24 protein-coding genes are annotated in these 25,083 nt (G+C 62.2%); 16 read left to right on the top strand and 8 right to left on the bottom strand.

Annotation, left to right across the window (positions count from 1 at the left end; translation table 11 throughout):
- Positions 1-74: 74 nt before the first annotated feature.
- Together AB6N07_RS17930 and AB6N07_RS17925 are read right to left on the bottom strand one after the other, a co-directional pair.
- A complete protein-coding gene (locus AB6N07_RS17930) occupies positions 75-1,118 on the bottom strand; it encodes a DUF2325 domain-containing protein (protein WP_370674428.1) in 1,044 nt (347 codons plus the stop codon).
- Positions 1,119-1,305: 187 nt separating this feature from the next.
- On the bottom strand, positions 1,306-1,809 hold the full coding sequence (locus tag AB6N07_RS17925; RefSeq protein ID WP_370674427.1) for a hypothetical protein: 504 nt from the start codon (positions 1,807-1,809) through the stop codon (positions 1,306-1,308).
- Positions 1,810-1,965: 156 nt separating this feature from the next.
- Here AB6N07_RS17925 and AB6N07_RS17920 point away from each other — a divergent pair, with 156 nt between their 5' ends.
- The 9 genes from AB6N07_RS17920 (at position 1,966) to AB6N07_RS17880 (ending at position 13,357) form a co-directional block, all read left to right on the top strand.
- Positions 1,966-2,760 carry an alpha/beta fold hydrolase gene (locus AB6N07_RS17920; RefSeq protein WP_370674426.1) on the top strand — a complete coding sequence of 265 codons (795 nt, stop codon included), beginning with the start codon at positions 1,966-1,968 and terminating at the stop codon, positions 2,758-2,760.
- A 35-nt stretch (positions 2,761-2,795) separates the two neighbouring features.
- A complete protein-coding gene (gene ybaK, locus AB6N07_RS17915) occupies positions 2,796-3,272 on the top strand; it encodes a Cys-tRNA(Pro) deacylase (RefSeq protein ID WP_370674425.1) in 477 nt (158 codons plus the stop codon).
- A 90-nt stretch (positions 3,273-3,362) separates the two neighbouring features.
- Positions 3,363-5,624, top strand: coding sequence for a DNA topoisomerase IV subunit A (parC, locus tag AB6N07_RS17910; RefSeq protein WP_370674424.1), 2,262 nt, complete (start codon positions 3,363-3,365; stop codon positions 5,622-5,624).
- Between the two features lie 326 nt (positions 5,625-5,950).
- Complete coding sequence (locus AB6N07_RS17905) at positions 5,951-7,354, top strand: septal ring lytic transglycosylase RlpA family protein (RefSeq protein ID WP_370674423.1); 1,404 nt, start codon at positions 5,951-5,953, stop codon at positions 7,352-7,354.
- Between the two features lie 72 nt (positions 7,355-7,426).
- Positions 7,427-8,644, top strand: coding sequence for a D-alanyl-D-alanine carboxypeptidase family protein (locus tag AB6N07_RS17900; RefSeq protein WP_370674422.1), 1,218 nt, complete (start codon positions 7,427-7,429; stop codon positions 8,642-8,644).
- Positions 8,625-9,284, top strand: a complete 660-nt coding sequence (tmk, locus tag AB6N07_RS17895) for a dTMP kinase (protein WP_370674421.1) — start codon at positions 8,625-8,627, stop codon at positions 9,282-9,284. Before AB6N07_RS17900 ends, tmk begins: the two co-directional genes overlap by 20 nt.
- Positions 9,274-10,326: a DNA polymerase III subunit delta' gene (locus AB6N07_RS17890; protein ID WP_370674420.1), complete on the top strand. Its 1,053-nt coding sequence runs from the start codon at positions 9,274-9,276 to the stop codon at positions 10,324-10,326. Before tmk ends, AB6N07_RS17890 begins: the two co-directional genes overlap by 11 nt.
- Positions 10,327-10,413: 87 nt before the next feature.
- On the top strand, positions 10,414-11,958 hold the full coding sequence (metG, locus tag AB6N07_RS17885; protein ID WP_370674419.1) for a methionine--tRNA ligase: 1,545 nt from the start codon (positions 10,414-10,416) through the stop codon (positions 11,956-11,958).
- A gap of 220 nt (positions 11,959-12,178) precedes the next feature.
- Positions 12,179-13,357 carry an NAD(P)/FAD-dependent oxidoreductase gene (locus tag AB6N07_RS17880; RefSeq protein WP_370674418.1) on the top strand — a complete coding sequence of 393 codons (1,179 nt, stop codon included), beginning with the start codon at positions 12,179-12,181 and terminating at the stop codon, positions 13,355-13,357.
- Between the two features lie 181 nt (positions 13,358-13,538).
- Here the strand turns inward: AB6N07_RS17880 and AB6N07_RS17875 are convergent, their stop codons facing one another.
- Complete coding sequence (locus AB6N07_RS17875) at positions 13,539-13,727, bottom strand: hypothetical protein (RefSeq protein ID WP_370674417.1); 189 nt, start codon at positions 13,725-13,727, stop codon at positions 13,539-13,541.
- Positions 13,728-13,863: 136 nt separating this feature from the next.
- Complete coding sequence (locus AB6N07_RS17870; RefSeq protein ID WP_370674416.1) at positions 13,864-14,892, bottom strand: LLM class flavin-dependent oxidoreductase; 1,029 nt, start codon at positions 14,890-14,892, stop codon at positions 13,864-13,866.
- 218 nt (positions 14,893-15,110) lie between these two features.
- Here AB6N07_RS17870 and wrbA point away from each other — a divergent pair, with 218 nt between their 5' ends.
- A complete protein-coding gene (gene wrbA / locus AB6N07_RS17865; RefSeq protein WP_370674415.1) occupies positions 15,111-15,710 on the top strand; it encodes an NAD(P)H:quinone oxidoreductase type IV in 600 nt (199 codons plus the stop codon).
- A 52-nt stretch (positions 15,711-15,762) separates the two neighbouring features.
- Here the strand turns inward: wrbA and AB6N07_RS17860 are convergent, their stop codons facing one another.
- Complete coding sequence (locus tag AB6N07_RS17860; RefSeq protein WP_370674414.1) at positions 15,763-16,317, bottom strand: GNAT family N-acetyltransferase; 555 nt, start codon at positions 16,315-16,317, stop codon at positions 15,763-15,765.
- 57 nt (positions 16,318-16,374) lie between these two features.
- Between AB6N07_RS17860 and nrdR the strand changes: the two genes are divergently transcribed.
- The 5 genes from nrdR to AB6N07_RS17835 are packed head-to-tail and all read left to right on the top strand — an operon-like array spanning position 16,375 to position 21,078.
- Positions 16,375-16,833, top strand: coding sequence for a transcriptional regulator NrdR (gene nrdR / locus AB6N07_RS17855; protein WP_100082059.1), 459 nt, complete (start codon positions 16,375-16,377; stop codon positions 16,831-16,833).
- A 7-nt stretch (positions 16,834-16,840) separates the two neighbouring features.
- Positions 16,841-18,034, top strand: a complete 1,194-nt coding sequence (ribD, locus tag AB6N07_RS17850) for a bifunctional diaminohydroxyphosphoribosylaminopyrimidine deaminase/5-amino-6-(5-phosphoribosylamino)uracil reductase RibD (RefSeq protein ID WP_370674413.1) — start codon at positions 16,841-16,843, stop codon at positions 18,032-18,034.
- 52 nt (positions 18,035-18,086) lie between these two features.
- On the top strand, positions 18,087-18,596 hold the full coding sequence (gene uraD / locus AB6N07_RS17845; protein ID WP_370674412.1) for a 2-oxo-4-hydroxy-4-carboxy-5-ureidoimidazoline decarboxylase: 510 nt from the start codon (positions 18,087-18,089) through the stop codon (positions 18,594-18,596).
- The gene (locus tag AB6N07_RS17840; protein WP_370674411.1) at positions 18,593-19,867 is read left to right on the top strand and encodes an allantoate amidohydrolase; all 1,275 of its coding nucleotides are present in this window, start codon (positions 18,593-18,595) and stop codon (positions 19,865-19,867) included. The genes uraD and AB6N07_RS17840 overlap by 4 nt, the downstream gene beginning before the upstream one ends.
- The gene (locus AB6N07_RS17835; RefSeq protein ID WP_370674410.1) at positions 19,864-21,078 is read left to right on the top strand and encodes an ArgE/DapE family deacylase; all 1,215 of its coding nucleotides are present in this window, start codon (positions 19,864-19,866) and stop codon (positions 21,076-21,078) included. The genes AB6N07_RS17840 and AB6N07_RS17835 overlap by 4 nt, the downstream gene beginning before the upstream one ends.
- Before the next feature lie 90 nt (positions 21,079-21,168).
- On the opposite strand, the gene AB6N07_RS17830 is transcribed toward AB6N07_RS17835, so the two are convergent.
- The gene (locus AB6N07_RS17830) at positions 21,169-22,026 is read right to left on the bottom strand and encodes an EF-hand domain-containing protein (protein WP_370674409.1); all 858 of its coding nucleotides are present in this window, start codon (positions 22,024-22,026) and stop codon (positions 21,169-21,171) included.
- A gap of 152 nt (positions 22,027-22,178) precedes the next feature.
- Positions 22,179-23,513, bottom strand: coding sequence for a 30S ribosomal protein S12 methylthiotransferase RimO (rimO, locus tag AB6N07_RS17825; RefSeq protein ID WP_370674408.1), 1,335 nt, complete (start codon positions 23,511-23,513; stop codon positions 22,179-22,181).
- Positions 23,514-23,726: 213 nt separating this feature from the next.
- Here rimO and AB6N07_RS17820 point away from each other — a divergent pair, with 213 nt between their 5' ends.
- A complete protein-coding gene (locus tag AB6N07_RS17820; RefSeq protein WP_370674407.1) occupies positions 23,727-24,110 on the top strand; it encodes a hypothetical protein in 384 nt (127 codons plus the stop codon).
- 12 nt (positions 24,111-24,122) lie between these two features.
- Here AB6N07_RS17820 and AB6N07_RS17815 read toward each other — a convergent pair whose 3' ends face one another.
- Entirely contained in the window at positions 24,123-25,010 is an 888-nt protein-coding gene (locus AB6N07_RS17815) for a hypothetical protein (RefSeq protein WP_370674406.1), read from the bottom strand.
- Positions 25,011-25,083 lie beyond the last annotated feature (73 nt).

The following is a 25,083-nucleotide window of genomic DNA, read 5'->3' as shown; positions in this document are numbered from 1 at the left end:
CTGATTTCCAGCCGGCGGAAGCCCGTCGGCGGCAGGGAGGTTAGCAGGCTCGGGTCGGCGAAGGATAGTCGTCGCTATACTCTTGCGAGTTCGCTCGCAAAGGACGAGTAGCTGGCTGAAGACAGTGGCAGGTAGGTCTTGTTCATACGACCGCAGACCGTCTTCAGTTTCTCGACTGCGGTGTGGCTGACGCAATCCACCGGGAACATCACCACGTCGGCGCGCACGAGGACGCCATCCAGCGTTTCGGCCGATTGCTCGGCGCCGCCATCATGGTGGATCAGCGAACCACGGCAACGCTCGACAAGGTCGCGCATGCGCGACACCGTGCGAGGCCGTCCGCCGATGTAGGCGATGCAACGCCCCTCGAGGTTGAACGGGCAATCATCGGCACAGGCGCGGGCGGGGTAGGGCGAGGCTTCCGCCAGTTGGTCGGTGAGGTTGCCTATCCGTGTTTCGGCGACGGCGACCTGGCTGGTCAACGCATCGATTTCGGCCGCGAGATGATCGTTGCGGCGTAGGGCTAGGTCGAGCCGGCGGGCGAGTTCGTCGGCGCGATGATCGAGACGAGCCAGCTCTTCGCCGCCTTCCAGCTCGGCGACGCGGGCGCGCAGGGTTGCCGTCTCTCTAACGAAAGGCTCGATGCTAGACACCAGGCGGCTCAGGCGCTCGATCTCTCGGTCGCGGGCCGCAAGTGTTTCCAGGTGGCCGGCATTGGCCTCTTCCAGCCGCCGAGCCAGAGCGGCGCATTGCTGTTCGGCGAGAGAACGGGCACGCGCATCGCCTCTGTGGGAGGCCCCGCAGAGATGCGACATCATATGTACCTCGCCGAAGACGCGCACTTCCAGCGCGCCACCGAGATGCACGTGGCTCATCACTGCCCAAAAGGCACCGGCGATCTGGCCTTCAGCCACTTCTCGATCCCAGAAGGCCGAAAGCTCTTCCTCCGAATGGCAACGTGATGCCTTGCGCACCGCGCCGGCATGATTGGTCTCGAGTAGCTTCTGGACGGCGCTGGAGGCCCGGTTGCGGTTCGATAGGACGTGCACGAACGCGCCATGCAGTTCATAGTCGGTCATCTGGTCGATGCCGTGGAAAAGCCCCAACCGTTTCGCCATTTTGCGCAATTCGGCCAAGACCAGACAGGTTCCGAGGGTTACGCAGTGGCAACTCTTCGGTAGGTCCCAGATCTTCGGTCGTTCGTGACGGGCGGGGCGCAGCTGTGGCCGGTCGGCTGCGAAAGAGGAAAGGGAGGTGGCCGCGTCGGCCGTCCCGGGTATCGAGAAAACGGGTTTGCCGAGCATGTCAGTTCCCTTTGGGCAAGAGAGCGCAAAGGGCGCGATCGACGGCGTCCGCGCTCACTTCCAGCTCGAACGGGCAGCCCCGCCCGGCACAGAGATCGAAGTGGGCGCAACGAAAGATGCCGGCGCGTATCTCCACCAGTTCGGCACACATCCGCGCCTGCACCTCGCCGCGATCCGGCGGATTGAGGGCTTCCAGCACGGAACGCCGCACCTCTACCTCGCGGTCGACCGGCATCTCCTGTGCGATTCCCACCGGCGCGTGGATGAAGCGATAAAGGCGCGACACGCCGACGAGGCTCGCCGCGTAGCCCTCGGGCGCGCGCGGCCGGGGTACGAGCGCGCAACGTTCGACGAGCCGGCGGCAGGCGAGAGCGTCGGATCGGCTCGCGTTGAATGTTTCGCCGGCTTTCCGCCGTTTCTCCGCGCCGATGAAGCGCACGAGGATCAGCAGATCCTCTACGTCCTGGGTAGACCAGCTTTCGTGCGTCAAGTGGGGAGCGTTCATGATGGCTTCCAGCGATAGGATTCGCCTATAGGGATCATAACTTGAGTTATTGAGTCAAGTATGAGGGAAAGTGACTACGAAATATCGGTTTACCCTTGCCCTACCTGCGGCGAACCGCCAATCTGCGATGATCCGCGCATCCATCCGGAGTTGCGATTGTCCAGCCCTCAATCTTCTGCTGTGTTCGAAGCCCGTCTCCACCATTCAGGCGGCAATGGCGCGCCTCTTCTGCTCCTGCACGGCTTCGGAGCCGACCGCCGCACCTTTACGGCCAATCAGCCGGCCTTGTCGGCAGTGGCCGATGTCTGGTCGCTCGATCTGCCGGGGCACGGAGCTTCGCCCTGGGTGGACGGGGCGAAACCGTCGGCGGCGACCTTTGCCGATGCCATCCTGCGGGCACTCGATGCGGCGGAGGTTGGCCGCGTCGATATCGTCGGTCATTCACTCGGTGGCGCGGTTTCCGGCGTCTTCGCAGCTCGATACCCGGATCGCGTCCGGTCGCTGACGGCGCTTGCCGCTTCGGGGCTTGGCCGGCCGGTGCCGCGCGTTTTCGTCGAGACGCTGCCAACTTTGACCGACGTCGAGGCCACCGAACATCTGCTCCAGCGCCTGTTCGTCAGGAAGAGCCTCGCCAACCGGCGCCTGGCGCTTTACATGCTCGACGAGCTGGAAAAACCCGGACGACGGGCGGCGTTGTCGCGAATCGCCTCGGAAATGACGGCGATCTCCGCCGAGGCGGACGCCGCTTTCCGCGCGGTTGCCGAGGCTGGCGTGCCGCGTCTCGTCGTCTGGGGGGCCGGAGACGCCGTCAATCCGCTTGATGAGGAACGTCTCGACGCGGTGGGCGGCGAGCGTTGCGTCATTCCCGACGTCGGCCACCTGCCGCACGTCGAGGCGGCGCTTGCCGTCAATCGCCGCCTCGCCGCTTTTCTGGCCGAGCTTCCTGCCTGATCGTCTTGTCCTTTATCGCAAACAAGGCCTTCCAAATGTCCCGTACTACCCGCGCCACCCAATTCCTCGACAAGGCGCGTGTCGCCTACGAAACGGTGACCTACGATTACGATCCCGACGCCGACCGCATCGGCATGCAGGCGGCCGAGGCGATCGGCGCCGAGCCGTTCCGTGTCCTCAAGACGCTGATGGCTGAGGTGGACGGCAAGCCGGTCTGCGTTGTCGTGCCCTCCGATCACGAAGTCAGCATGAAGAAGCTGGCGGCGGCCTTCGGCGGCAAATCGGCCAATATGATGAAACCGGCCGACGCCGAGCGTGTCACTGGCTACCACGTCGGCGGCATATCGCCCTTCGGCCAGAAGAAACGCGTGCCGACCGCCTTCGAACAAGCGGCGCTCGCCCATCAAACGGTTTACATGAACGGCGGCCAGCGCGGCCTGCAGGTGCATCTCAAACCGGCCGACGCGGTGAAGTCGCTCGACGCCAAGGCAGTATCGCTCGTGGCGGATTGACCACTAATCCGGGGACAAAACCAACCCGCCAGCGGATAACCGCTTGCCATTCTGTTGCACTTGGACGGGGGTGATTCTACCCATCGTGCCATGGGCAAGGAACTGATTCCATCCGACGGCATCGAGCCGATCAATCTGCGGGAGGCGCTCGAGGAGCGCTATCTCGCATATGCTTTGTCGACCATCATGCATCGGGCACTGCCCGACGTGCGCGATGGCCTGAAGCCGGTGCACCGGCGCATCCTCTACGCCATGCGCCTTTTACACCTCGACCCCGGCAACGCCTTCAAGAAGTGCGCCCGTGTCGTCGGCGACGTGATCGGTAAGTACCATCCGCACGGTGACGGCGCGGTCTATGAGGCGATGGTGCGCCTCGCCCAGGATTTCTCCCAGCGCTATCCGCTGGTCGATGGCCAGGGCAACTTCGGCAATATCGACGGCGACAGCGCCGCCGCCCAGCGTTACACCGAAGCGCGCATGACCGAGGTCGCCCGCCTGCTGCTGGATGGGCTTGACGAGGATGCCGTCGACTTTCGGGAGACCTACGACCAGGCCGACAAGGAACCGGTCGTGTTGCCCGGCGCCTTCCCCAACCTCCTCGCCAACGGCTCGGCCGGTATTGCCGTCGGCATGGCGACCAATATTCCCACCCACAACGTCGCCGAGATCTGCGACGCGGCCATCAAGCTGATCGACGCGCCGGAAACGCCGGTGGAGGGCTTGGTCAACCGTGACGAGGGGCCAATCCGCGGCCCGGATTTCCCAACCGGCGGTATTATCGTCGAGAGCTCGGAGTCCATTCTCGAAAGTTACCGCACTGGCCGGGGCGGCTTCCGCGTCCGCGCCCGCTGGCATCGCGAAGACCTTGATCGCGGCATGTGGCAGGCGGTGGTCACCGAGATCCCTTACCAGGTGCAGAAGGCCAAGCTGATCGAAAAGATCGCCGAGCTGATCACCGATCGCAAGGTGCCGCTTATCGAGGATGTGCGCGACGAGTCGACCACCGACGTCCGCGTCGTCATCATTCCGAAGTCGCGTAACGTCGACGACAAGCTGATGATGGAAGCGCTGTTCCGCATGTCGGAACTCGAGAGCCGCTTTCCGATGAACATGAACGTGCTGTCGCGCGGTCAGGTGCCCAACGTGCTCGGCGTGCGGCAGGTGCTCATCGAGTGGCTCGCTCATCGTCGCGAGGTCTTGATCCGCCGGTCGCAACACCGGCTCGACCAGATCAACGCCCGTATCGAGCTGCTCGAAGGCTTTATCATTGCCTACCTCAACCTCGACGAGGTGATCCGCATCATCCGCGAGGAGGACGAGCCCAAGGCTGAATTGATTCGCGCCTTCGCTCTCAACGGGACTCAGGCCGATGCCGTGCTCAACATGCGCCTCAGGAATTTGCGCAAGCTTGAGGAAATGGAGATCCGCAAGGAGCACGCCGAACTGTCCAAGGAAAAGGCCGAGATCGAGGACCTGCTCAGCTCGGATAAGAAGCAGTGGAAGACGGTGCGTTGGCAGATCGGCGAGGTGAAGAAGGCGTTCGGTGCCGACAGCAAGATCGGCAAACGCCGCACCACCTTCGGAGAAGGTCCGGCCCATGACGCCGGCGATGTCATGGAAGCGCTGATCGAGCGCGAGCCGATCACCGTCGTCGTTTCCGAAAAGGGCTGGATTCGCACGCTGAAGGGCCACATCTCAGACGTTTCCGGTCTTCAATTCAAGGCCGGCGACGAGCTCAGGCTGTTCTTCAAGGCGGAAACCACCGACAAGCTGATCGTGTTCGCCGACAACGGCAAGGTATTCGCCCTCGGCGCCGACAAGCTGCCGGGCGGCCGTTCGGCCGGTGAACCAATCCGGTTGATGGTCGACATGGACGACGATGCCGATGTGGTTGACGTGTTCGTCCACAAGCCTGATCGCAAGCTCCTCGTGGTGTCGTCCGATGGCTATGGCTTCGTTACCGTCGAGGCCGACCTTGTCGCCACGACGCGCAAGGGCAAGCAGCTGTTGAACGTTTCGCCTGGCCAGAAGGCGAAGCTGATGGTTCCGGCGGAAGGCGACCATGTCGCCATCATCGGCGAAAACCGCAAGTTCCTGATCTTCCCACTCTCCCAGGTGGCGGAGATGGGCCGTGGCAAGGGCGTGCGTCTCCAAAGGTTCAAGGATGGCGGCGTGTCAGACGTGAGGGTGTTTGCCGCCGATGGTGGTCTCATCTGGACCGACACGTCGGGTCGCGTGTTCCAAAGGTCGATGACCGATCTCGCCGACTGGATAGGTGATCGCGCCTCCGCCGGTCGGCTGCCGCCGCTGGGATTCCCAAAGTCGAACAGTTTCGGACCGAGGGGGCTCTGACGAGTCGTTGGGGGCTATAACGATTAAATACTACATTTGGTGTGTATGAAACCCGCCGGACACCTCCTTTGCTGCCTTTACGGACCTGCCGAACGAATGTACAAATCGCATGCTGCCGATTTCCTGAACAGGAGGTCGGGCGCTAGGGATTGACCAGGGGATTCATCGTCGAGCCGCCATCTCATCTTTAACAAGAGGTTAGGGATGGTGTTCTAAAGTGAGCAAATGTGCTTCGGTGCAACGCTTCGTTTTGGAAGGGCTCCGGAAGGCTTTCGGCCTGCTGGAGTCGCGGTGGTGATGAGTGCTCAAACGGCAAGGCGTATGGAATGACTGCTGGGCGAAACGGCACGCGCTCGACGACGAAAACGCTCCTGACGGTGATGTCCACATCACTGGCTTTGGCGATCGGCGTAGCGGGCTGCGGAACAACCGAACAGGCCCCTCTCAAGTTCGCCAAGGCAAAGATCGATCCTAAGTACGGCGTTGCGCCAAGCCCACGCGTCGTGGCGATGGGCGACCCCGTACCCAAGGGTGGCGGTCGTGCCATGGTCGGCAAGCCTTATCAGATTGCCGGAAAAACCTATTTTCCGCGGATCGACCCTGATTATAAGGTCGTCGGCCTTGCCAGCTGGTATGGCACCGATTTCCATGGTCGCCGCACCGCCAATGGCGAAGTGTTTGATAGCGCGTCGATCTCGGCCGCCCATCCTACCATGCCTCTGCCGTCCTATGCCCGGCTGACCAGCTTGGCGACCGGCCGGTCGGTTATCGTCCGCGTCAATGATCGCGGCCCGTTCCATTCCAACCGCGTCCTCGACATGTCGCAGCGCGCCGCGGACATGCTCGGCGTCAAGGCCGCGGGTGTGGCCAAGATTCGCGTCGAATATGTCGGTCCCGCTTCGACCGACGGCGATGATACCGCCTTCCTGCTTGCCTCTTATCGTGGCCCGTCGCTGGATCAGCAGCAGGCAGACAAGCCGAACGTGATGCTTGCCGCCGTCGAATCCTTGCCGGGCGTGAAGTCCGTGATGAATGTCTTCGGCAGTTCGGATGCGCCGAAGGCCGCGCCTGCGCGGATGGCTCCCGTCGCTCCGGCGGTGATGGCTGCCGCGACCATGCCGGCGGAAGTTGCCGGCATTCCAGCGCCGGCTATCGACGTTGTGCCGCTGCCGCGTCCTGCCGAGACCTTCGATTACGTCACGATCGCTTCGGCAGACCCAGCCGATTTCATGGCGCAGCCGCAGTTCGCGGTTCTTGCGCCGACCGCGGTGCCTTTGCCGCAGCCGCGTATGAGTTACGCCGACCCGAGTGCCAACACCTATCAGCCGACCGTCATGTTCGGCGATGTCATGTTACCGCCTCTGCCGCCGAATGCCTCTGGCTATGCGGCCGACCGCGTGTCGCAAGCCTATCAGGCCGTCGATGGTATCGAAGCCGGTACGGGCCTGTCGGAGCTGGTCAATAAGCTTGAAGGTATGGCTGGGTCGAAGCCGTCTGCCGTCCATGACACGTCTGGGCCGGTGGTGCAGCTAGGCGTGTTCGGCAACCCTGATAATGTCGCCAAGGTGAGCACAGCGCTCTCGGCCTACGGTACGCCTGTTGTTACCGACATCACCGTCGGCGGGCGCGATATGAAGCTGATGCGTCTCACGGCCCTGACCACGACGCCGGACCAGGTGATTGCCGCTGCCGAGGCTGCCGGCATCGACGGAGCCCGTCTCCTGCGCTGACCCGGTGTTCCGCGCGACGAGGGAGATCCGGCGTCTTTGGGCGCCGGAAGCGGGAGGTCCGGTTTCGTCGTCATGCGTGGGTTCGTTCTGCCGTTCCTTCTGTTTGTTGTCCTGATGTCCGGCCCGTCCGTCGCAGTTGAGAGCGCCGCGCCGCGGGTGATGCTGCATGACGAAAGCACCGGCTCACTGCTGATTACCAAGGACGAAAACAAGCCTTTCGCGCCGGCCAATTTCGCCAAGCTTGTTACCGCCGCCGTGGTTTTCGAAGCGCTGCAGACGGGTGAGGTCACCGATGCCACGCTCTATCCCATCACAGAACATGCGTGGCGAACGGGCGGCGCGCCTGCCCGAGTGACCACCATGTTCGCGGCGGTGAAGTCCTTCGTGCCGGTGAGCGATCTTCTGCGCGGTCTCGTCGTCGACTATGCCAATGACGCGGCTATTGCGTTGGCCGAGGGCTTGACGGGGTCCGAAGCGGCTTTCACTGAACGCATGAACGCCTATGCGGCGCGGATTGGTCTCAAGGACAGCCGGTTCGCCAATCCGACCGGCTACCCTGACCCCCAGGCAAAGACCACTCTGGCGGACATGCTGGCGCTGGCTGCCTATGTCCGGACGACGTATCCCGACCGCTACGCGCTTTATAGCCAACCGGATTTTCTCTGGAACAAGATCAACCAGACCAACAAGACCCGCTTTGTGAAGGAGCTGCCGGGCGTCGACGGCATGATGCTGGCGTTCGATGAAAAGGATGGTTTCGGGGCGCTGATGTCGGCCAAACGGGGCGATCGCCGTATCACCGTGGTGGCAAGCGGCTACACTGCGCTCGCTGATCGCGACAAAGATCTCAAGGCGCTTGTCGAGGGGGCGTTCTCTGAATATGGCCGCTTCGAGATTTACCCATCTGGCGCGGAGATCGGCCGGGTGAAGGTGTTTGGCGGCAATACGCCGGATGTGGCGGTGATTTCGGCGGGTGGCGCTCCGGTGCATCTGACGCTGCCAACCGGCGATCGTTCCAAGTTTCGCCTCACCGTCGTCTACAATGGTCCTGTGCCGGCCCCTATCGTGCGCGGCACCCCGATCGCCCGTCTTGAGGTGCGCGTCGACGATCGTCTCTATCAATCGGTCCCGCTTGAGGCGGCCGGTGATGTCGAACGCGGCGAGATCCGGGACCGGGCGCTCGACGGCTTCACCGAGATGTTCGCCGGCTGGTGGTATAAGACGATCGGGTCTATATCGATCGAGGATATCGTGAACTTGGGAGCATTGCGTGGGCGGCACCAGGGGTAGGTTCGTCACTTTCGAGGGCGGCGAAGGCACCGGCAAGTCAACACAGTCGAAGCGCCTAGCCGCGGCTCTGGAGGCGCGTGGCCTCGACGTGGTGCTGACGCGCGAGCCGGGAGGTTCGCCGGCGGCCGAGACCATTCGCGGTCTTCTCCTGTCCGGCCGGGTCAAGCCGCTTGGCGTGCTCGGTGAGGCCTATCTGTTCGCCGCTGCCCGCATTGACCATGTTGCCGAGCTCATCGAACCGTCGCTCGGGCGCGGCGCCGTCGTGATCTGTGACCGTTTCGCCGATTCGAGCCGCGTCTATCAGGGGACCGCTGGAGGACTGTCGGCCGATGTTGTCGATGGCCTTGTCGACGCCGCCATCGGCTCCACGATTCCCGATCTCACAATCATCATCGATGTGCCAGTGTCGGTCGGGCTCGCTCGGGTTGGTCATCGCTCCGAGGGCGCCGATCGGTTCGAAAGCGACGCCGTCGCCGTACACGAAGCACGCCGCCGAGGCTTCCTGGCGCTGGCCGACCGCTTTCCTGAGCGTTGTGTCGTCGTCGATGGTAGCCGGGAGAAGGACGTGGTGTCCGCCGAAATCCTGGCGCTGGTGACAAGCCGCTTTAAGCTCGACGGGGAGGGCGCCCGTGGCGATTGAGGACGATCGCGCCACCGAGGCCGATTGGCTGGAAGGGTTGCCGCTGCCGCGCGAACAGACGGAGCTGATCGGCCATTCGGTCGCTGCCGCCGAACTGCATGAGGGCTACACCGGCGGTCGCTTGCACCACGCCATTCTCTTGACCGGACCGAAGGGCATCGGCAAGGCCACGCTGGCCTTCCGCTTCGCTCGCTTCGTGCTGAGCCACCCCGATCCGACGAAGGCGCCTCCGCCCACCGCCGGTCTGCTGCCGGCAAGCGATCGCGTCGCCGCCATGGTGGCGACTGGCGCCCATCCCAATCTCTTGCACCTCCGCCGCCCTTGGGACGACAAGACCAAGAAGGTCAAGACACAGCTGACCGTCGACGAGATCCGCAGGACGGTGACTTTCTTCGGCAATGCCGCCGGTATCGACGGCTATCGCATCGCCATCGTCGACGCGGCCGACGACATGAATATCTCGGCGGCCAATGCGCTGCTGAAGATGCTGGAGGAGCCGCCAAAGCGGTCGCTGTTCCTGGTGCTGTCGCACGCGCCGGGTCGGCTGCTGCCGACCATTCGCTCGCGCTGCCGGCGGCTTTCCCTTGATCCACTCGGCCCCGACGATCTCGACGCGGCCTTGACGTCGCTAGGCCTGACGGTCGCCGAGGGCGACAAACCGGCGCTGGCGGCCTTGGCAGAAGGCTCGGTGCGGCGAGCGATCGAATGCATCGAGAACGACGGTCTCGATGTCTATCGGCTGTTTCAGACCTTGGTGGACGGATTTCCGCGTCTCGACCGACCGCGCCTTTATCGCTTTGCCGACGCGGTCGCTGGTCGCAAGGGGGGCGACAGTTTCGATCTTTGCGCCGACCTGGCTCGCGGCTGGCTCTCCGAGCACATGCGCCTGACGCTGAGGGGGAGTGTTGACCGCCTCAATGGCTATGCCATCGCTTGGGAAACGGTGAATCGCATCGTCGCCGAGACAGATGGCATCAACCTAGATCGCCGGCAGGCTGTCATTTCGATGATGCAAAGCCTTGCGGGATGTGTAGCGAAGTAGCTATTCACAAGAGTGTGCCGTCGGCGTTCCCCTAGGACGCGCCTTGCGACCTTCCGTCCGGCACCATCGAAACCCTGAAGCGAACTCATGAAACCGACGTTCTACATCACAACCGCGATCAGCTACCCCAACGGGGCTCCTCACATCGGTCATGCTTACGAAGCGATGGCGACTGACGTGATGGCGCGGTTCATGCGGCTCGACGGCTATGATGTCCGCTTCCTGACGGGCACGGATGAACACGGCATCAAGATGCTGCAGACGGCGCGCAAGGAGGGCATCACCGCCCGCGAGCTCGCCGATCGCAACTCGGCCCGTTTTCTGGAGATGGCCAGCCTCCTGAATCTCTCCAACGACGACTTCATCCGCACCAGCGAAGAGCGTCATCGCGTTGCCTGCCAGGCGATCTGGAAGGCGATGGAGGCCAACGGCGACATCTATCTCAATAAATATGCCGGCTGGTATTCGGTGCGCGACGAGGCCTACTACGGCGAAGAAGAGATCATCGTCTCCGATGAAGGCATCCGCTTCGGCCCGCAGGGCACGCCCGTCGAATGGGTGGAGGAGGAGAGCTATTTCTTCCGTTTGAGTGCCTATCAGGAAAAGCTCCTGAAGCTTTATGAGGATCAGCCCGATTTCATCGGCCCGGATGAACGGCGAAACGAGGTGATGAGCTTCGTCAAGGGTGGGCTAAAGGACCTCTCCATCTCCCGCACCACCTTCGACTGGGGTATCCCGGTGCCGGGCAATGACAAGCACGTCATGTATGTCTGGGTCGACGCCCTCACCAACTACATCACGGCGCTGGGTTACCCCAACACCGACAGCGAGCTGTTCCAGAAGTTCTGGCCGGCCCTGCACATCATCGGCAAGGACATCGTCCGCTTCCATACCGTCTATTGGCCGGCTTTCCTGATGAGCGCTGGCGTACCGTTGCCGAAGCGTGTTTACGCCCACGGTTTCTTGTTCAACCGCGGCGAGAAGATGTCGAAGTCGGTCGGCAATGTCGTCGGCCCGCAGGAGATGGTCGATGCCTACGGCCTCGACCCAGTGCGTTACTTTTTCCTGCGCGAGGTCTCCTTCGGCCAGGATGGCAACTACAGCCACGAGGCGATTGTCGGACGCATGAACGCCGACCTTGCCAACAATCTTGGCAACCTCGCACAACGCTCGCTGTCGATGATCGCCAAGAACCTTGGCGGCGTGCTGCCGGCGCCGGGGCCGCTGACCGACGCCGATAAGGCTATCCTTCAGAGCGTCTATAGTCTGTTGCCGACCTGCCGCGAGGCGATCCACGGCCAGCAGATCCATCAGGCACTCAACGCCATCTGGGCGGTGCTCGGTGAGGCCAACCGCTATTTCGATGGCGAAGCGCCCTGGACGGTCCGCAAGACCGATGAGGCACGCTTTGCCACCATCATGTGGGTGACCGCCGAGTTGCTTCGCAACGTCGCCATCTTGATCCAGCCGGTGATGCCGACGTCCATGGAGAAGCTGCTCGATCTGCTGGCGGTGGCGGCGGATCGACGCGCCTTCGACAGTTTGGGCGAGGGTGGGGCACTTTCCGGCGATGTCGCTCTGCCGGCACCTGTCGGCATTTTCCCGCGCTACGTGGAAAAGACGGCCGACTAAGACTGAGAGCGGTGAAAGCCCCGGGTGAGCGCCATTGCCCGGGGTAAAATCAGTCCAGGATCGTGAAACGCCAGTCGAAGCTACCTGCGAAGGCATTGGCGTAATCTTTGTGCAGTGCTTGCTGGAGCGTTGAGCTGCCGCCTGCTTGACAGCGGCGGTGGCTGAATTTCTGATGGCCACACAGGGCGGATCGTATGCCCGAAGGCAATCAGGTTCTCAAATGGCTCACTATGATGTCGTGATCGTCGGCGGCGCCGTGACGGGGTCGTCGGCAGCCTATCATTTGGCCTCCAATCCCGATTTCTCCGGCAAGGTGCTGGTGCTGGAGAAGGATCCCTCCTACCGCAAATGCGCATCGGCCCTTTCAGCAGCATCGATCCGGCAGCAGTTCTCCACTGCGGTTAACATTAAGATATCCCTATATGGAATTGAATTCATTAGGAATATAGGCGATATTCTCGACGTGGATGGTGACAGGCCCGACATCGGCTTCCACGAGGACGGGTATCTCTTTCTCGCCACTGACGCGGGGCGCGAAACACTCGTCGAGAACCACAAGTTACAGGTCGAACTCGGCGCCGACATCGCTTTCCTGGAACCGGGTGATCTGACCGCCACTTTTCCTTGGCTCAGCGTTGACGATGTCTCGGCCGGTTGTTTCGGCCGCAGCGGCGAGGGGTGGTTCGACGGCTATGGCATGATGCAGGCCTTCCGCAAGAAGGCGCGTTCGCTGGGCATCGACTATCGGCCGGCTCGTGCCGCTGCCATCGAGGTGGAAAGTGGCAAGGCAATTGGCGTTCGTCTCGAAGACGGCGAGGTGATCAATGCCGGCACGGTGATCAATGCCTCCGGTGCCGACGGGCGCAAGCTCGCCGCCACGGCTGGCATCGACATTCCAATCGAGGTGAAGAAGCGGATGATCTTCACCTTCAAGTCCGAGGATCGGATCGAGCGTTGTCCGCTGCTGATCGACCCCAACGGCACCTATGTACGCGGCGACAGTGACGGCTTCATCTGCGGCTGGGCACCTTCGGGTGAGGACGATCCGGAAGTCGAAGACGATTTCGATGTCGACTGGAACCTGTTCGAGGACCATATCTGGCCGACCATTGCCACGCGGGTTCCCGCTTTCGAACGCATCAAGCCGGGGGCGGCCTGGGCTGGCTATTACGACATGTGCGCCCACGACGACAACGTGCTGCTCGGTGCGATGCCCGAGGTACCTAACTTTTTGCTGGCCAATGGCTTCTCTGGCCACGGCTTGCAGCAGGCGCCCGCCGTCGGTCGCGGTCTGTCCGAACTCATCGTCTACGGTGGCTACCGCAGCCTCGATCTTGCGGACTTGTCGCCCGCCCGCGTGCGCGATGGACGCAAGGTCAGGGAAAAGAACATCGTCTGAATGGCAAGAACGGCGGAAGCGAGCCACCGGACGGAGAGCGATTGCAGAAAAAAATATATCGCGCCAGGAATTGCGCCAGAGGGAGATCGGCATTTCCGGTGAATATGGCACCGGAAATGCCCTTGTTCCGCCCTTCGATCAGCCACGAACGCCGCGCCGGGCGGACTCGATCACTCGTCGTTCAGCCGCTGGCGGGTTCGCGGTTGGGCAGGCGATGCCGCCAGTGGGCAAGCCGTTGTCTGGCTGCATGGATCTTGCCGGCAAGCGGCGCTGCCGTCTCATAGAAATGCTGGTCGTCTGCTCCGGTATGGATCGTTGAGGGCCGGCGCAAGCCTTCGCGCGCGATGAAGAAGGTCAGGATGTCCAGCATGATCGCCTCCGAACGTTTTGTCAGAGGTCTATATAAGTGCAAGGAAAAACGATTCATATTGCCCGTTTTCGCAAGCCGTCTTTCAGATCTGAACGATGGCGGAGACCCATCCGCCATCGTAAAGCCGATCGCGGGATCAGGCAGTGCCGCCATTGACTGCCGGCTTTACCTTGTTGCCAAGCAGTTCGATGGAGTGGAGAGCCACGTCATGCGGTAATTCTGCCCCTTGAAGCAGCAGGGTAATCCGATCGATGCCGCCGAGCGATTCATTGACGTGGTGCACCTTGGCGATGATCTCATCCGGGCTGCCGATCATCAGTGCGCCGGTCGGCCCGCGCAAAGCGTCATACTGGGCGCGCGTTGTGGGGCCCCAGCCGCGCTCGCGGCCGATCTTCGAGAAGGTGCGCTCGTAGCCGGGCCAGTAGACATCGGCAGCTTCTTCGGTTGTGTCCGCGAGGAAACCAACCGCGTGAACGCCGACCCTGAGCTTTTCCGGGGAATGGCCGGCTTCGGCGCCCGCCTTCCGATACAGGTCTATCAGCGGCCGGAATCGGTGCGGTTCGCCGCCGATAATGGCGACCACCAGAGGCAGGCCCATCAGGCCGGCGCGGGCGAAGGAAGCTGGCGTGCCGCCGACGCCGATATAGACCGGCAATGGGTTCTGGACGGGCCTCGGATAGACGCCTTGCCCAGTAAGCGCCGCGCGATGCTTACCTGACCAGGTGACATTGATGTTGTCGCGGATGGTCAGCAGCAGGTCGAGCTTCTCGGTGAACAGTTCGTCGTAATTCCGGAGGTCGTAGCCAAACAGGGGATAGGATTCGATGAATGAGCCGCGCCCAACCATGATTTCAGCGCGGCCGTTCGAAATCAGATCCAATGTGGCGAACTGCTGGAACACCCGCACCGGATCGTCGGAACTGAGCACGGTCACGGCGCTGGCGAGGCGAATGTTTTTCGTGCGAGCAGCAGCGGCGGCCAGAATAGTCGCCGGCGATGAGGCAAGGTATTCCTCGCGGTGATGTTCGCCGATCGCGAAAACGTCGAGTCCGGCAGCCTCTGCGGTTTCGATTTCCTCAAGGAGCCGCGCCATGCGCTCGGCATCGCCAGTTTGACTGGCTGGGGTCCAGGTGGTCGAAACGAAGCTGTCGATACCGAATTCCATGGTCGATCCCTGGGTAAGAGCAGTCAGAGTGCCGTAAAGCCCGAAGGCAACGCAATCCGCTCAATTTGGATGCCAAACTACGGCGGCGAAAGGGGTAGATTGTTCATCGTGAGTGGAAGATGTGTCGCGCATTACGTGACTTTGCGTAATCACTGGGACGGATAAGTTCACCTCACTACCCTTGCCGGCAACCCGGCTCTGATCGAGGAACATTCTAAATGGCCAAGGTCCTTGTACTCTACTATTCCGCATACGGACATATCGAGACGATGGCCACTGCCGTCGCCGAGGGCGCCCGCTCTGCTGGCGCCACGGTTGATGTGAAGCGCGTGCCGGAGCTGGTGCCCGAAGATGTCGCCAAGGCGTCCTACTTCAAGATCGATCAGGCGGCACCGATTGCCAAGCCCGACGAACTCGCCGATTACGATGCGATCATCATTGGTGCCGGGACGCGGTACGGCACCGTCGCTTCGCAGATGCGCAACTTCCTCGACCAGACCGGCGCTCTCTGGTTCCAGGGTAAGCTCGTCGGCAAGGTCGCCTCGGCCTTCACCTCGTCGGCCACTCAGCATGGCGGCCAGGAGTCGACCATTCTCGGCCTGATCCCGACTTTCCTGCATCACGGCATGGTCTATGTCGGACTTCCCTATGCCTTCCAGGGGCAGATGGGCGTTGAGGCCGTCAAGGGCGGTTCGCCCTACGGCGCATCGACCATCACCGATGGCGATGGTTCGCGCCAGCCGTCCGAGATCGAACTGGAGGCGGCTCGCTATCAGGGCGCCCACGTCGCAAAGATCGCCGGCAAACTGTTCGGCTGATTTCGGTCCGACCGCGTCGTCAAGCCTCGGAATCTTTAGGGATTCCGGGGCTTTATTTGCTTTTGGGCCGCGAGCGCTCATAAAGGCCGATCGGTGCGCCGTCGGTGCCCGTGATGACGGCCGCCTGGGCGTAGCCGGCCCGCTCGGCCAGTCGGATCGACGGTGCGTTTTGGGGCTCGATGATGCAGGTCGTCAGCGGAAAGCGCGCGGCTCGGTCGGCCCAGGCAAGGCAGCCGGCGAGCGCCTCGCTGGCATATCCCTTGCCATGGGCCGAATGCACGAAAGCCCAGCCGGCTTCCGGTAGCCCCCGAACCGGCAAATCGATTGGCCGTTTGAAATCGGAGAAGCCGATTTCACCGATGAACGAGCCGGTATCTTTCCGCTCCACCGCCCAAAAGCCATAACCCATGACGATCCAGTGGCCGGCATAACGCAAATAGCGCATCCAGCTCTCATGCTCGGTCGCTGGCCGGCCGGAGATGAAGCGCGTCACTTCCGGATCGGCCCACATAGCCGCAAGCGCCGGAAAGTCGTCGCGCCGGTGTCCTCTCAGAACAAGTCGGTCGGTTTCGATCTCCGGCGCCCGTGTCCTTCGGCTCTGTGGCATCGCTCACCTCGCATGGATATAGTATCGCTTTAGCAGATTCGACGGAGAGTGAGCCTCATGCGGTGTCCTTATTGCGGCAATGACGATAGCCAGGTGAAGGACAGCCGCCCGACCGAAGACGGAACCGCCATTCGTCGTCGTCGTGTCTGCATCGCTTGTGGCGGTCGCTTTACCACCTTCGAGCGAGTTCAGCTCCGCGAGCTGACCGTCATCAAGCGCTCCGGACGGCGAGTGCCCTTTGACCGTGACAAACTGATGCGTTCGGTGCAGATCGCTCTCCGTAAGCGCCCGGTCGAAAGCGAACGGGTCGAGCGGATGGTCAACGGTATCGTTCGCCAGCTTGAGAGCATGGGCGAGAGCGAGATCGAAGCCGGGCTGATCGGACGATTGGTCATGGAGGGCTTGAAGACGCTCGACGACGTCGCCTATGTGCGCTTTGCCTCCGTCTACCGCGATTTCCGCGAGGCCAAGGATTTCGAGAGCGTGCTCGGCGAACTCAACGCCGACAGTGAGTGAGGCGGCAATGACGGTGGCCCGCGGCCAGCCGACCGAGCTCGATCGTCGTTTCATGGCCGCCGCCATTGCCCTCGGCTGGCGCAATTCCGGTGTCGCCCGGCCAAACCCCTCCGTCGGCGCCATATTGGTGCACAAGGGAGCGGATGGGTTTGAAGTGGTTGCTCGGGCCGTCTCGCCCCCAGGTGGCAGGCCGCACGCCGAGGCGCTGGTACTGGCGGCTGCCGGCAGCCGGGCTCGTGGCGCGACGCTTTATGTTACGCTTGAACCTTGTTTCAACGGCGGGCCGGCGCCATCCTGCGTCACCGCGCTGGTCAATGCTGGTGTCGCCCATGTCGTCGTCGGTATCGAGGATCCAGATCCTCGATACTCCGGCCGCAGCCTCGCCATTCTCGAGCGCAATGGCATCAGGGTGACGTGCGGCGTGCATGGGGCCCAAGCGGCTCTACTGCATGCCGGACACATCGCCCGTTCTCGCCTCGATCGTCCGCATGTCCATTTGCGCCTGATGCTCAGTTCCGATGGTTGCGTCGAGCGCACCGGCGAGGGCACCAGGCCGATCGCTTCCGCCGCTGCCCGTGCCCATGGCTTCGGCCTTCGCATCCTGCATGACGCCGTGATGGTTGGCAGCGGCACAATCATCGCCGACAATCCTCGTCTCACGGCTCGTTTGCCAGGCTGCGAAGCTCGTTCGCCGGTGCGAGTGGTTATTGATGCCGAGGCCCGTACGCCGGTGGACTCCAACGTCGTGGGGCTGGCTCGCACATCGCCGACCTGGATCTTTGTGGCTCCCGACGCGCCGGAGGATCGGGTGAAAGCCTTGTTCCAACGTGGCGTATTGGTCCTGACGGCCGAACGCGAGGCGTCCGGTCGCATCGACCTTGCGGACGTCTTGTTTCAGATGGGCGGACTTGGGATCTGCTCGGTATTGGCCGAAGGCGGAGCTCGTCTGTCGCGCTCCTTGCTGGAAGCCGGCATGGTCGACGAGGCGACGGTCATCGTCTCAGGTGAGGCGGATGGCGGCGAAGTTCCGGACCTGCCTCTGACGGGGCTTTCCGACGCCGGGGCCTTTCGCATCGTCGCCGGCAGGTCGTTCGGAGAGGACCGTTTGTTGCACCTTGCCCGCATCGACGGTCGCACGTCGATCCATGACATTCGCCTGCCCGTAAGGCCTATCCGGAGACCTATTGCGGAACCACTGTGATTTTGCCAACCTCTTTGCGTTGAATGATTTGTTAGCCCAAATGGGGACTGCGATGACCCTTCCGATGACTGTCCAGGATGTGAACAGCCTGGGCGCCAAGGCCTTTATGGCCACCTTCGGCGACGTTGCCGAGCATTCTCCCTGGGTGGCCGAGGCCGCCGAGGAGATGCGCCCCTTCCAAAATCGCGATGCTATCGTCGCCGCCTTTGAGCAGACGCTGCGTGCCGCCGGCCGCGCGGCCAAGCTCGCGTTGATCCGCGCCCATCCCGATCTCGCCACCAAGGCAAAGTCCATCGCCGATGATTCACGCCGCGAGCAGGCTGGCGCCGGGCTCGACGCTCTGTCGCCCGAGGAGTTTGCCCGCTTCGAGACGCTCAACAAGACTTATCGCGAGCGTTTCGGCTTTCCGTTCATTTTCGCGGTGCGAGGGGCGACAAAGGCCGACATTCTCGCTTCCTTCGAGGAGCGGCTCGACAACAGCCCTGAAGCGGAATTCGAGCGCGCGCTCGACGAGATCGCTCGTATCTTCCGTTTCAGGATCGAGGATCGGGTTGCATCGTGAGGACGCCGACGCAACTTGGCATTCGCGCTGAAGCCATGCTCGCCGAACTCGCCGCCTTTACCGACGGTGACGGCAATCTCACGCGCCTCTATCTCTCGCCGGCTCATCGCGCGGCGGCGGACCGTGTTGCCTCGTGGATGCGGGATGTCGGCCTTGATGTCGGGTTCGACGCGCTTGGCACCGTGCGCGGCCGCCTGAAGCCGACCGCTCCCGGGAGGGCGGGCAACCGCCGCCTGCTGATCGGTTCGCACATTGACACAGTGGTGAACGCCGGCCGCTACGACGGCATGCTGGGCGTGGTTGCCGGCATCCTGGCGATCGAGGAAATTCTGGCGCGGCATGTCGAACTGCCGTTCGGGATCGACGTGCTGGCCTTCGGGGAGGAGGAGGGCGTTCGCTTTCCCTCGACGCTCGTGTCCAGCTCGGCTGTCGCCGGTAGCCTCCTGCCATCCGATCTTGACGCGCGCGACGCCGATGGCGTGGTGTTGCGAGACGCTTTGATCGCCTTTGGAGGCAACCCCGACGCGGTCACGTCCGCCGCCTATGCTGCTGAGGAAACGCTCGCCTATCTTGAAGTCCATATCGAGCAGGGGCCTGTGCTTGAAGCCGCCGGGCTTCCGCTCGGCGTGGTCACCTCCATTGCTGGGCAATCGCGTTTCTTCGTCAGCGTCATGGGTGAAGCGGGCCATGCCGGCACCGTTCCAATGGCGTTGCGCCGGGATGCGCTCGCGGCGAGCGCCGAGATGATGCTGACCATCGAGGAAGTAGCCCGTGCCGGCTATGCCCACCAAATGGTCGCTACCGTCGGCCGTCTTGCGGCGAAGCCCGGCGCCGTCAACGTTATTCCGGCCGAAGTTGTCTTCACGCTGGATATCCGGGCTGACGCCGATGCGCCGCGTTTGGCCGCCATTGCCGAACTCGAAAAGCGTTTTCAGGCGATCGCGATCAAGCGTGGGGTCTCGGTAACCCTAGATAAGTTTTACGAGAGCCCAACCACACCTTGCGCCCCGCGCCTGCAGGAGGCCTTCGCCGGCGCCGTTCTCGATCTCGGACTTGCTGAGCGGCGACTCGCCTCGGGTGCCGGCCATGACGGCCACGCCATGCACCATCTCACCGATGTCGGCATGCTGTTCGTGCGCTGCCGCGGTGGTATCAGCCACAACCCGGCTGAATTTGCGACCGTTGACGACATGGGCCTTGCCGTGGAAGCCTTGATCAAGGCCGTAGAACGGCTGGCGGCAGACGCCGTATCTTCAGGGGACTCGACATGAAAGCCATTATCGAAGCCGCTTTTGCCGCCGAGGTCGACTTCCTGAAAGCCTTGGTGAAAGTGCCAAGCGACAATCCGCCCGGCGATTGTGCACCCATCGCCGAAACGGCCGCCAGCCGCCTCGAAGCGCTCGGTTTTCGCGTCGAACGCCATCCGGTTCCCGAGCCTTTCGTTCGTCAGAATGGCATGCGCTCGGTGACCAACCTGATCGTCCGCCATGTGTTCGGGGCGGGGAAGGGGCCGGTGATCGCTCTCAACTCTCACGGCGATGTGGTCCCACCAGGCTCCGGATGGACGATGCAGCCTTATGGAGCGGAGGAAAAGAACGGCGCTGTCTATGGCCGTGGCGCCGCCGTATCGAAGTCGGATTTCGCCACCTATGCCTTTGCGTTGAAAGCGCTAATCGATTCGGGACTTCCTCTTGACGGGACCGTGGAACTGCACCTCACCTTCGACGAAGAGGCTGGCGGATTCGTCGGTCCTGCCTGGTTGATCGAACAGGGGCTGTCGAAGCCTGATTATGCGATTTCCGCCGGTTTCTCCTATGCCATCACGACCGCGCACAACGGCGTCCTGCACATGGAGATCATCGTGCGCGGAAAACAGGCGCACGCCGCGATGCCCGAGACCGGCATTGATGCATTGGAGCACGCCGTCCCGATTTTGAAGGCGCTCTACGACGAGCGGCACCGCCTCGGAGGGGCTGTCTCAGCACTGAAGGGCATCGGCTCGCCCAAGCTTACCGTCGGACTGATCTCCGGTGGTATCAACACCAACGTTGTGCCTGACCGCGTTGCGCTGCGTCTCGATCGCCGTCTTATCCCCGAGGAAGTCGGCACAGAGGTCGAGGAAAAGTTGATGGCGCTGATCAGTGCGGCCACACCCAAGCTAGAGGGGCTTGAAGTTGAGTGCCGGCGCATCATGCTGGCCGAGCCGCTACGTGAGCTGCCGGGCGCCGACCGGTTGGTCGCGGCCATATCGAGCCATGCCAAGGAAGTGCTCGGTGTCGCTGTCGAACCGACTGGCGTGCCGCTTTACACCGATGCTCGCCATTATTCGGCGGCCGGTATTCCAACGGTTCTCTACGGCGCCGGCCCTCGCTCCATCCTTGAGGCCAACGCGCACGCGGCCGATGAGCACGTTCAGCTATCGGACCTCAAGGCCGCGACAGAGGTGATTGCATTGACGCTGAAGGATTTGCTGGCGGTTTGAAGATACGCCGTTCAAGACGGCGTATCTCATTGATATCCCTGCGGTGGGACAGGGTCATCGCCAACGGCGTGCACGTTCCCAGTATTCGGTTCAGGCTGCGACGTCGAGGCTCGCGCTGGTTTCAGCCCCCGACGACTGTACGGCCTCGTAGGCTGAAATAGCCGAGTTGACAGCGGGATTGCGTTCCGCGGACGGCGTGGCTTCTTTTTCGCTATTCCGCTGAGCTGCGGCAGAACCGGGCGAGGCCTTTGTTGTTGTCTTGTCTGTGCTGCCGTCTGAATAAGTGATGGTCGTCGTCGAGCTGCCGTCTGCATTGTAGACGGTATTTTCGCTCTCGACCTGCTTGCTCGAAGAGCTGTCGCTGGACGAAGACGAGCTGCTTGCAGTTGTTCCGGTCGCAGAGCTGGTCGCCGCCGTCGACGTACTGTCGGCCGCGGCGGTGGTGTCGGTCGACGCAGCGGTCGTTGCCGATGACATGCTCTCGGCGAAGGTCGTGAACTCATCTTGGCTGACCGAGCCATTACTGTCGGTATCGATCGCCGTGTAGAGCTGCTCCAGCGCCGCGGTATCGGAGGAGAGTTCGTCGGGTGCACCCGCGGAAAATTCCTCCAAGCTCAGGCTATCGGAGCCGTCCGTGTCGAGGTCGGAAAAGGAGGGACCGCTGCCAGCGTTCTCCTGAACGGACATCAACGTCGATTGCATGTCGCTCGACAGTTGGTTGAACGCACTCTCGAATTCCGACCCCGAGAGAGCGCCGTCGCCGTCCGCGTCGGCAGTGGACACAAGATTCGATACGGCGGAGGACAGGGCGTCTGATCCGGTGCTGTTTGCGGCGGTCGTTAATTCTTCAGCGGTCACGCTGCCGCTCTTATCGGTGTCGACCTTGGCGAACAGCGCCTGCAACTGCGACTGGGAAGACGAGGACGAGGTTAACGAGGAAACACTCATGGCTTCGATATACTCCCAGGTTGGGAGGCGCGCACAATCGCGCGTCAGCCTTTTGACGTGTCGACCCATAAAGTCAGGCAGAGATTATTGTATCCCAATTTGATAGGTTTTCTGGGCAGTTACAAGCCGGTCTAGGTTCTGTCCGTCTACGCTCAGCTGACTGTTCCCCAGAGGTCGTAGGCATCGGCCCGCTCGATCTTTGCGGTGACGATGTCGCCGACACGCATCGGGCGGTGGCTCGCAAGATGAACGGTGCCGTCGATCTCTGGCGCGTCCCACTTGGAGCGACCTTTGGCGACGGTGCCGTTCGCCTCGTCGATGATGACCGGAATGCGCTTTCCGACCCGCCGCTGCAGAAGTTTCGCTGAGATTCCCTGCTGGTGCGCCATGAAGCGGTGCCACCGGCGCTCCTGCTCCTCAGGTGGCACCAGCGGCAGGCCGAGGTCGTTGGCGGCAGCGCCTTTTACAGGCTCGTATTTGAAGCAGCCGACGCGCTCGAGCTTCACCTCGGTTAGCCAGTCGAGCAACATTTCGAAGTCTTCTTCCGTCTCGCCGGGGAAGCCGACGATGAACGTCGAACGAATGGCAAGGTCGGGACAGATATCGCGCCATTTGGCGATACGCTCGGCCGTCTTCTCTTGATGTGCGGGCCGGCGCATGGCGCGAAGAACATTCGGCGAGGCGTGCTGGAAGGGAATGTCCAGATAGGGCAGTACCTTGCCCTCGGCCATCAAGGAGATGACCTCATCGACGTGCGGGTAAGGGTAGACGTAGTGGAGACGCACCCAGATGCCAAATTCGGACAAGGCACTGGTGAGGTCGTAGAAGCGCGCCCGGATCTCCCGATCCTTCCATACGCCGGTCTGGTACTTGATGTCGACGCCGTAGGCCGACGTGTCTTGCGAGATGACCAGCAGTTCCTTGACGCCGGCGTTGGCCAGCTTTTCCGCCTCGCGCAGCACGTCGACCACCGGCCGAGATACGAGGTCGCCCCGAAGCTTGGGGATGATGCAAAAACTGCAGCGGTTGTGGCAGCCCTCGGAAATCTTGAGGTAGGCATAATGGCGCGGCGTCAGCTTAACGCCCTGCGGCGGCACCAGGTCGAGAAAGGGATCGTGCGCCGGCGGGATAGCCTCGTGCACGGCGCTCATAACGCTTTCGTAGGCCTGCGGGCCGGTGATTGCCAGCACACCGGGAAAGGCTTCGCGGATCTGCTCGGGTTCGGCGCCCATGCAGCCTGTGACGATGACCTTGCCGTTTTCGGACATCGCTTTGCCGATGGCGTCGAGGCTTTCGGCCTTGGCGCTGTCGAGGAAACCGCAGGTGTTGACGATGACCACGTCGGCGCCGTCGTGACGGCGGGCGATCTCATAGCCTTCCGACCTTAGGTGCGTGACGATGCGCTCGCTGTCGACGAGTGCCTTTGGACAGCCGAGGCTGACGAAGGAGATCTTCGGGGCAGTGTCGGAACGGGCATCGATTGTCATTTACGCCGAAATCCTGAGCTTTTGAGGCCGAGATGCATGAAGAGCTTTTCCTTCGCAGTCAAGATGGCGGGCATGAATTCGCCGGAATGCCGTGGTTTGGATGATAACGTGGAACTTCACGCGGCGATCACCTTTTGCGGAGCGATGAAAACCAAATCGCAAAGACTCCGATGCTAGTGTATGATTTGTGTTGTAACGAGATACCGAGGCTTCATGCGTTTTCTGACGTCCCGCTCCTCCAAATCTTTGGCAGCTATGACTGCTATTTTCGCGACCCTCTCTCTTGGGGGCTGCGCCGGCGGACCATCTGATTTTCTGTCTATGGCGAGCGAGCCCAAGGCGGAGAAGCCGATTGTTCGCGATGCCAATCAACAGGCGGCGCTTGCCGCCGCGTTAAGCGCACAGAGCCGGGGATACCGAATGCCGTCCGATGACACGTCGACGGTGATGGCTCTATCTGCCGCGCGCCAGCAGCAGACCTCGGAGGCTCAGGCGCTTGTCCAGGAAACGGAAGCGGCCTTCAAGCCTGTCACGACGCCGGCTTGCGATGCTTATTCAGTTGATCCGGCCACGGCTTGTCCGGCTAAGACGCCCTGAAACACATCGGCTTCAGTGCATCGACAACTGCTGGCCTAGGTAAAAGGCTGGCAGGCACTTTAGGCCAGACGCTTCTGCTTTTCCGCACCTTTCAGCTGCTTCGGCAGCGTTGCGGAACGGCCCTGCGATGAGCAGCAATTCGGTGCGACCGCTGCGATCTCGGATGGTTGCAAGTCCATCAAGCCCTTCGAATAGCGCTGGATATTGCCTGACAAGATCCAACCACGCCTTTTTGAGCGTGGTGAGGTCGCCATAGGTACCGAGTTCCATGCCGAACTGAGTGTAGGCCGCGTCGCTTTGGGAGCTGGTATCCGGCGGCACGAGATCGTCAAAGTTTGGGGTGGCCGAGGACAGTGCCGTATTAGCCTGGGAAGCGAGCACTGACGGCGTGCCGATGCTGCCAGTCATTTCCGAGAAATGGCTCTCGACCTTACCAAGCCGTTCCGACAAGGAATCGATCTGTCCGCGCAACAGTTCGGTCGCTTGGCGGAGTGCCGCATTCTCGATTCGAACTTTTGCCAATTCGCTAGCCAGATCGGCGTCATGGGCCGGAGCCCCTACCATGTCGCTGCGGCCGCTCGATGTTGTCGCGACAGACGTCGCGTCGGGCGTTGGCGTTCCCCGAAGCAGTGTCGCCCCGCCACCGTAGGCGACCGGATGCGGCGGTTGAACGGCGGTCTCATGCCCCGGATCGCCATACACCAGGGCAACGACGGCGAATAGCAGCGCCAATGTGGCAATCGCAAGCCAGACGGACAGCGCAATAGAGCCGGAACCGAGTACCCCGCCTCCGCCGCCGTATCTGTCGTCACGCTCGCCGTTCACGAGAACACCCCAACGCCGAAAGGCCGCATTTCGGCCAGTCTCTTCCATAAAGGATGAGGAAGCCGATTCACTCAAGGGTAATGAGTCGTCGCCGGCCCTTGCCGGCCTGCTTACCCACGAGTGTTTCACGGTTGCGCCATCAGTGGCC

The sequence above is a fragment of the Pleomorphomonas sp. PLEO genome (assembly GCF_041320595.1).
GTDB lineage: Bacteria > Pseudomonadota > Alphaproteobacteria > Rhizobiales > Pleomorphomonadaceae > Pleomorphomonas.
This window is presented reverse-complemented; position numbering and strand designations above follow the sequence as displayed.

What these genes read in the sequence shown, in the direction of transcription:
- AB6N07_RS17930 (WP_370674428.1), bottom strand. Translation starts at nt 1,118, where the DNA reads ATGGCGAAACGGTTGGGGCTTTTCCACGGCATCGACCAGATGACCGAC.
- AB6N07_RS17925 (WP_370674427.1), bottom strand. Translation starts at nt 1,809, where the DNA reads ATGAACGCTCCCCACTTGACGCACGAAAGCTGGTCTACCCAGGACGTA.
- ybaK (WP_370674425.1), top strand. Translation starts at nt 2,796, where the DNA reads ATGTCCCGTACTACCCGCGCCACCCAATTCCTCGACAAGGCGCGTGTC.
- parC (WP_370674424.1), top strand. Translation starts at nt 3,363, where the DNA reads ATGGGCAAGGAACTGATTCCATCCGACGGCATCGAGCCGATCAATCTG.
- AB6N07_RS17905 (WP_370674423.1), top strand. Translation starts at nt 5,951, where the DNA reads ATGACTGCTGGGCGAAACGGCACGCGCTCGACGACGAAAACGCTCCTG.
- AB6N07_RS17900 (WP_370674422.1), top strand. Translation starts at nt 7,427, where the DNA reads ATGCGTGGGTTCGTTCTGCCGTTCCTTCTGTTTGTTGTCCTGATGTCC.
- metG (WP_370674419.1), top strand. Translation starts at nt 10,414, where the DNA reads ATGAAACCGACGTTCTACATCACAACCGCGATCAGCTACCCCAACGGG.
- AB6N07_RS17880 (WP_370674418.1), top strand. Translation starts at nt 12,179, where the DNA reads ATGGCTCACTATGATGTCGTGATCGTCGGCGGCGCCGTGACGGGGTCG.
- AB6N07_RS17875 (WP_370674417.1), bottom strand. Translation starts at nt 13,727, where the DNA reads ATGCTGGACATCCTGACCTTCTTCATCGCGCGCGAAGGCTTGCGCCGG.
- AB6N07_RS17870 (WP_370674416.1), bottom strand. Translation starts at nt 14,892, where the DNA reads ATGGAATTCGGTATCGACAGCTTCGTTTCGACCACCTGGACCCCAGCC.
- wrbA (WP_370674415.1), top strand. Translation starts at nt 15,111, where the DNA reads ATGGCCAAGGTCCTTGTACTCTACTATTCCGCATACGGACATATCGAG.
- AB6N07_RS17860 (WP_370674414.1), bottom strand. Translation starts at nt 16,317, where the DNA reads ATGCCACAGAGCCGAAGGACACGGGCGCCGGAGATCGAAACCGACCGA.
- nrdR (WP_100082059.1), top strand. Translation starts at nt 16,375, where the DNA reads ATGCGGTGTCCTTATTGCGGCAATGACGATAGCCAGGTGAAGGACAGC.
- ribD (WP_370674413.1), top strand. Translation starts at nt 16,841, where the DNA reads ATGACGGTGGCCCGCGGCCAGCCGACCGAGCTCGATCGTCGTTTCATG.
- uraD (WP_370674412.1), top strand. Translation starts at nt 18,087, where the DNA reads ATGACCCTTCCGATGACTGTCCAGGATGTGAACAGCCTGGGCGCCAAG.
- AB6N07_RS17835 (WP_370674410.1), top strand. Translation starts at nt 19,864, where the DNA reads ATGAAAGCCATTATCGAAGCCGCTTTTGCCGCCGAGGTCGACTTCCTG.
- AB6N07_RS17830 (WP_370674409.1), bottom strand. Translation starts at nt 22,026, where the DNA reads ATGAGTGTTTCCTCGTTAACCTCGTCCTCGTCTTCCCAGTCGCAGTTG.
- rimO (WP_370674408.1), bottom strand. Translation starts at nt 23,513, where the DNA reads ATGACAATCGATGCCCGTTCCGACACTGCCCCGAAGATCTCCTTCGTC.
- AB6N07_RS17820 (WP_370674407.1), top strand. Translation starts at nt 23,727, where the DNA reads ATGCGTTTTCTGACGTCCCGCTCCTCCAAATCTTTGGCAGCTATGACT.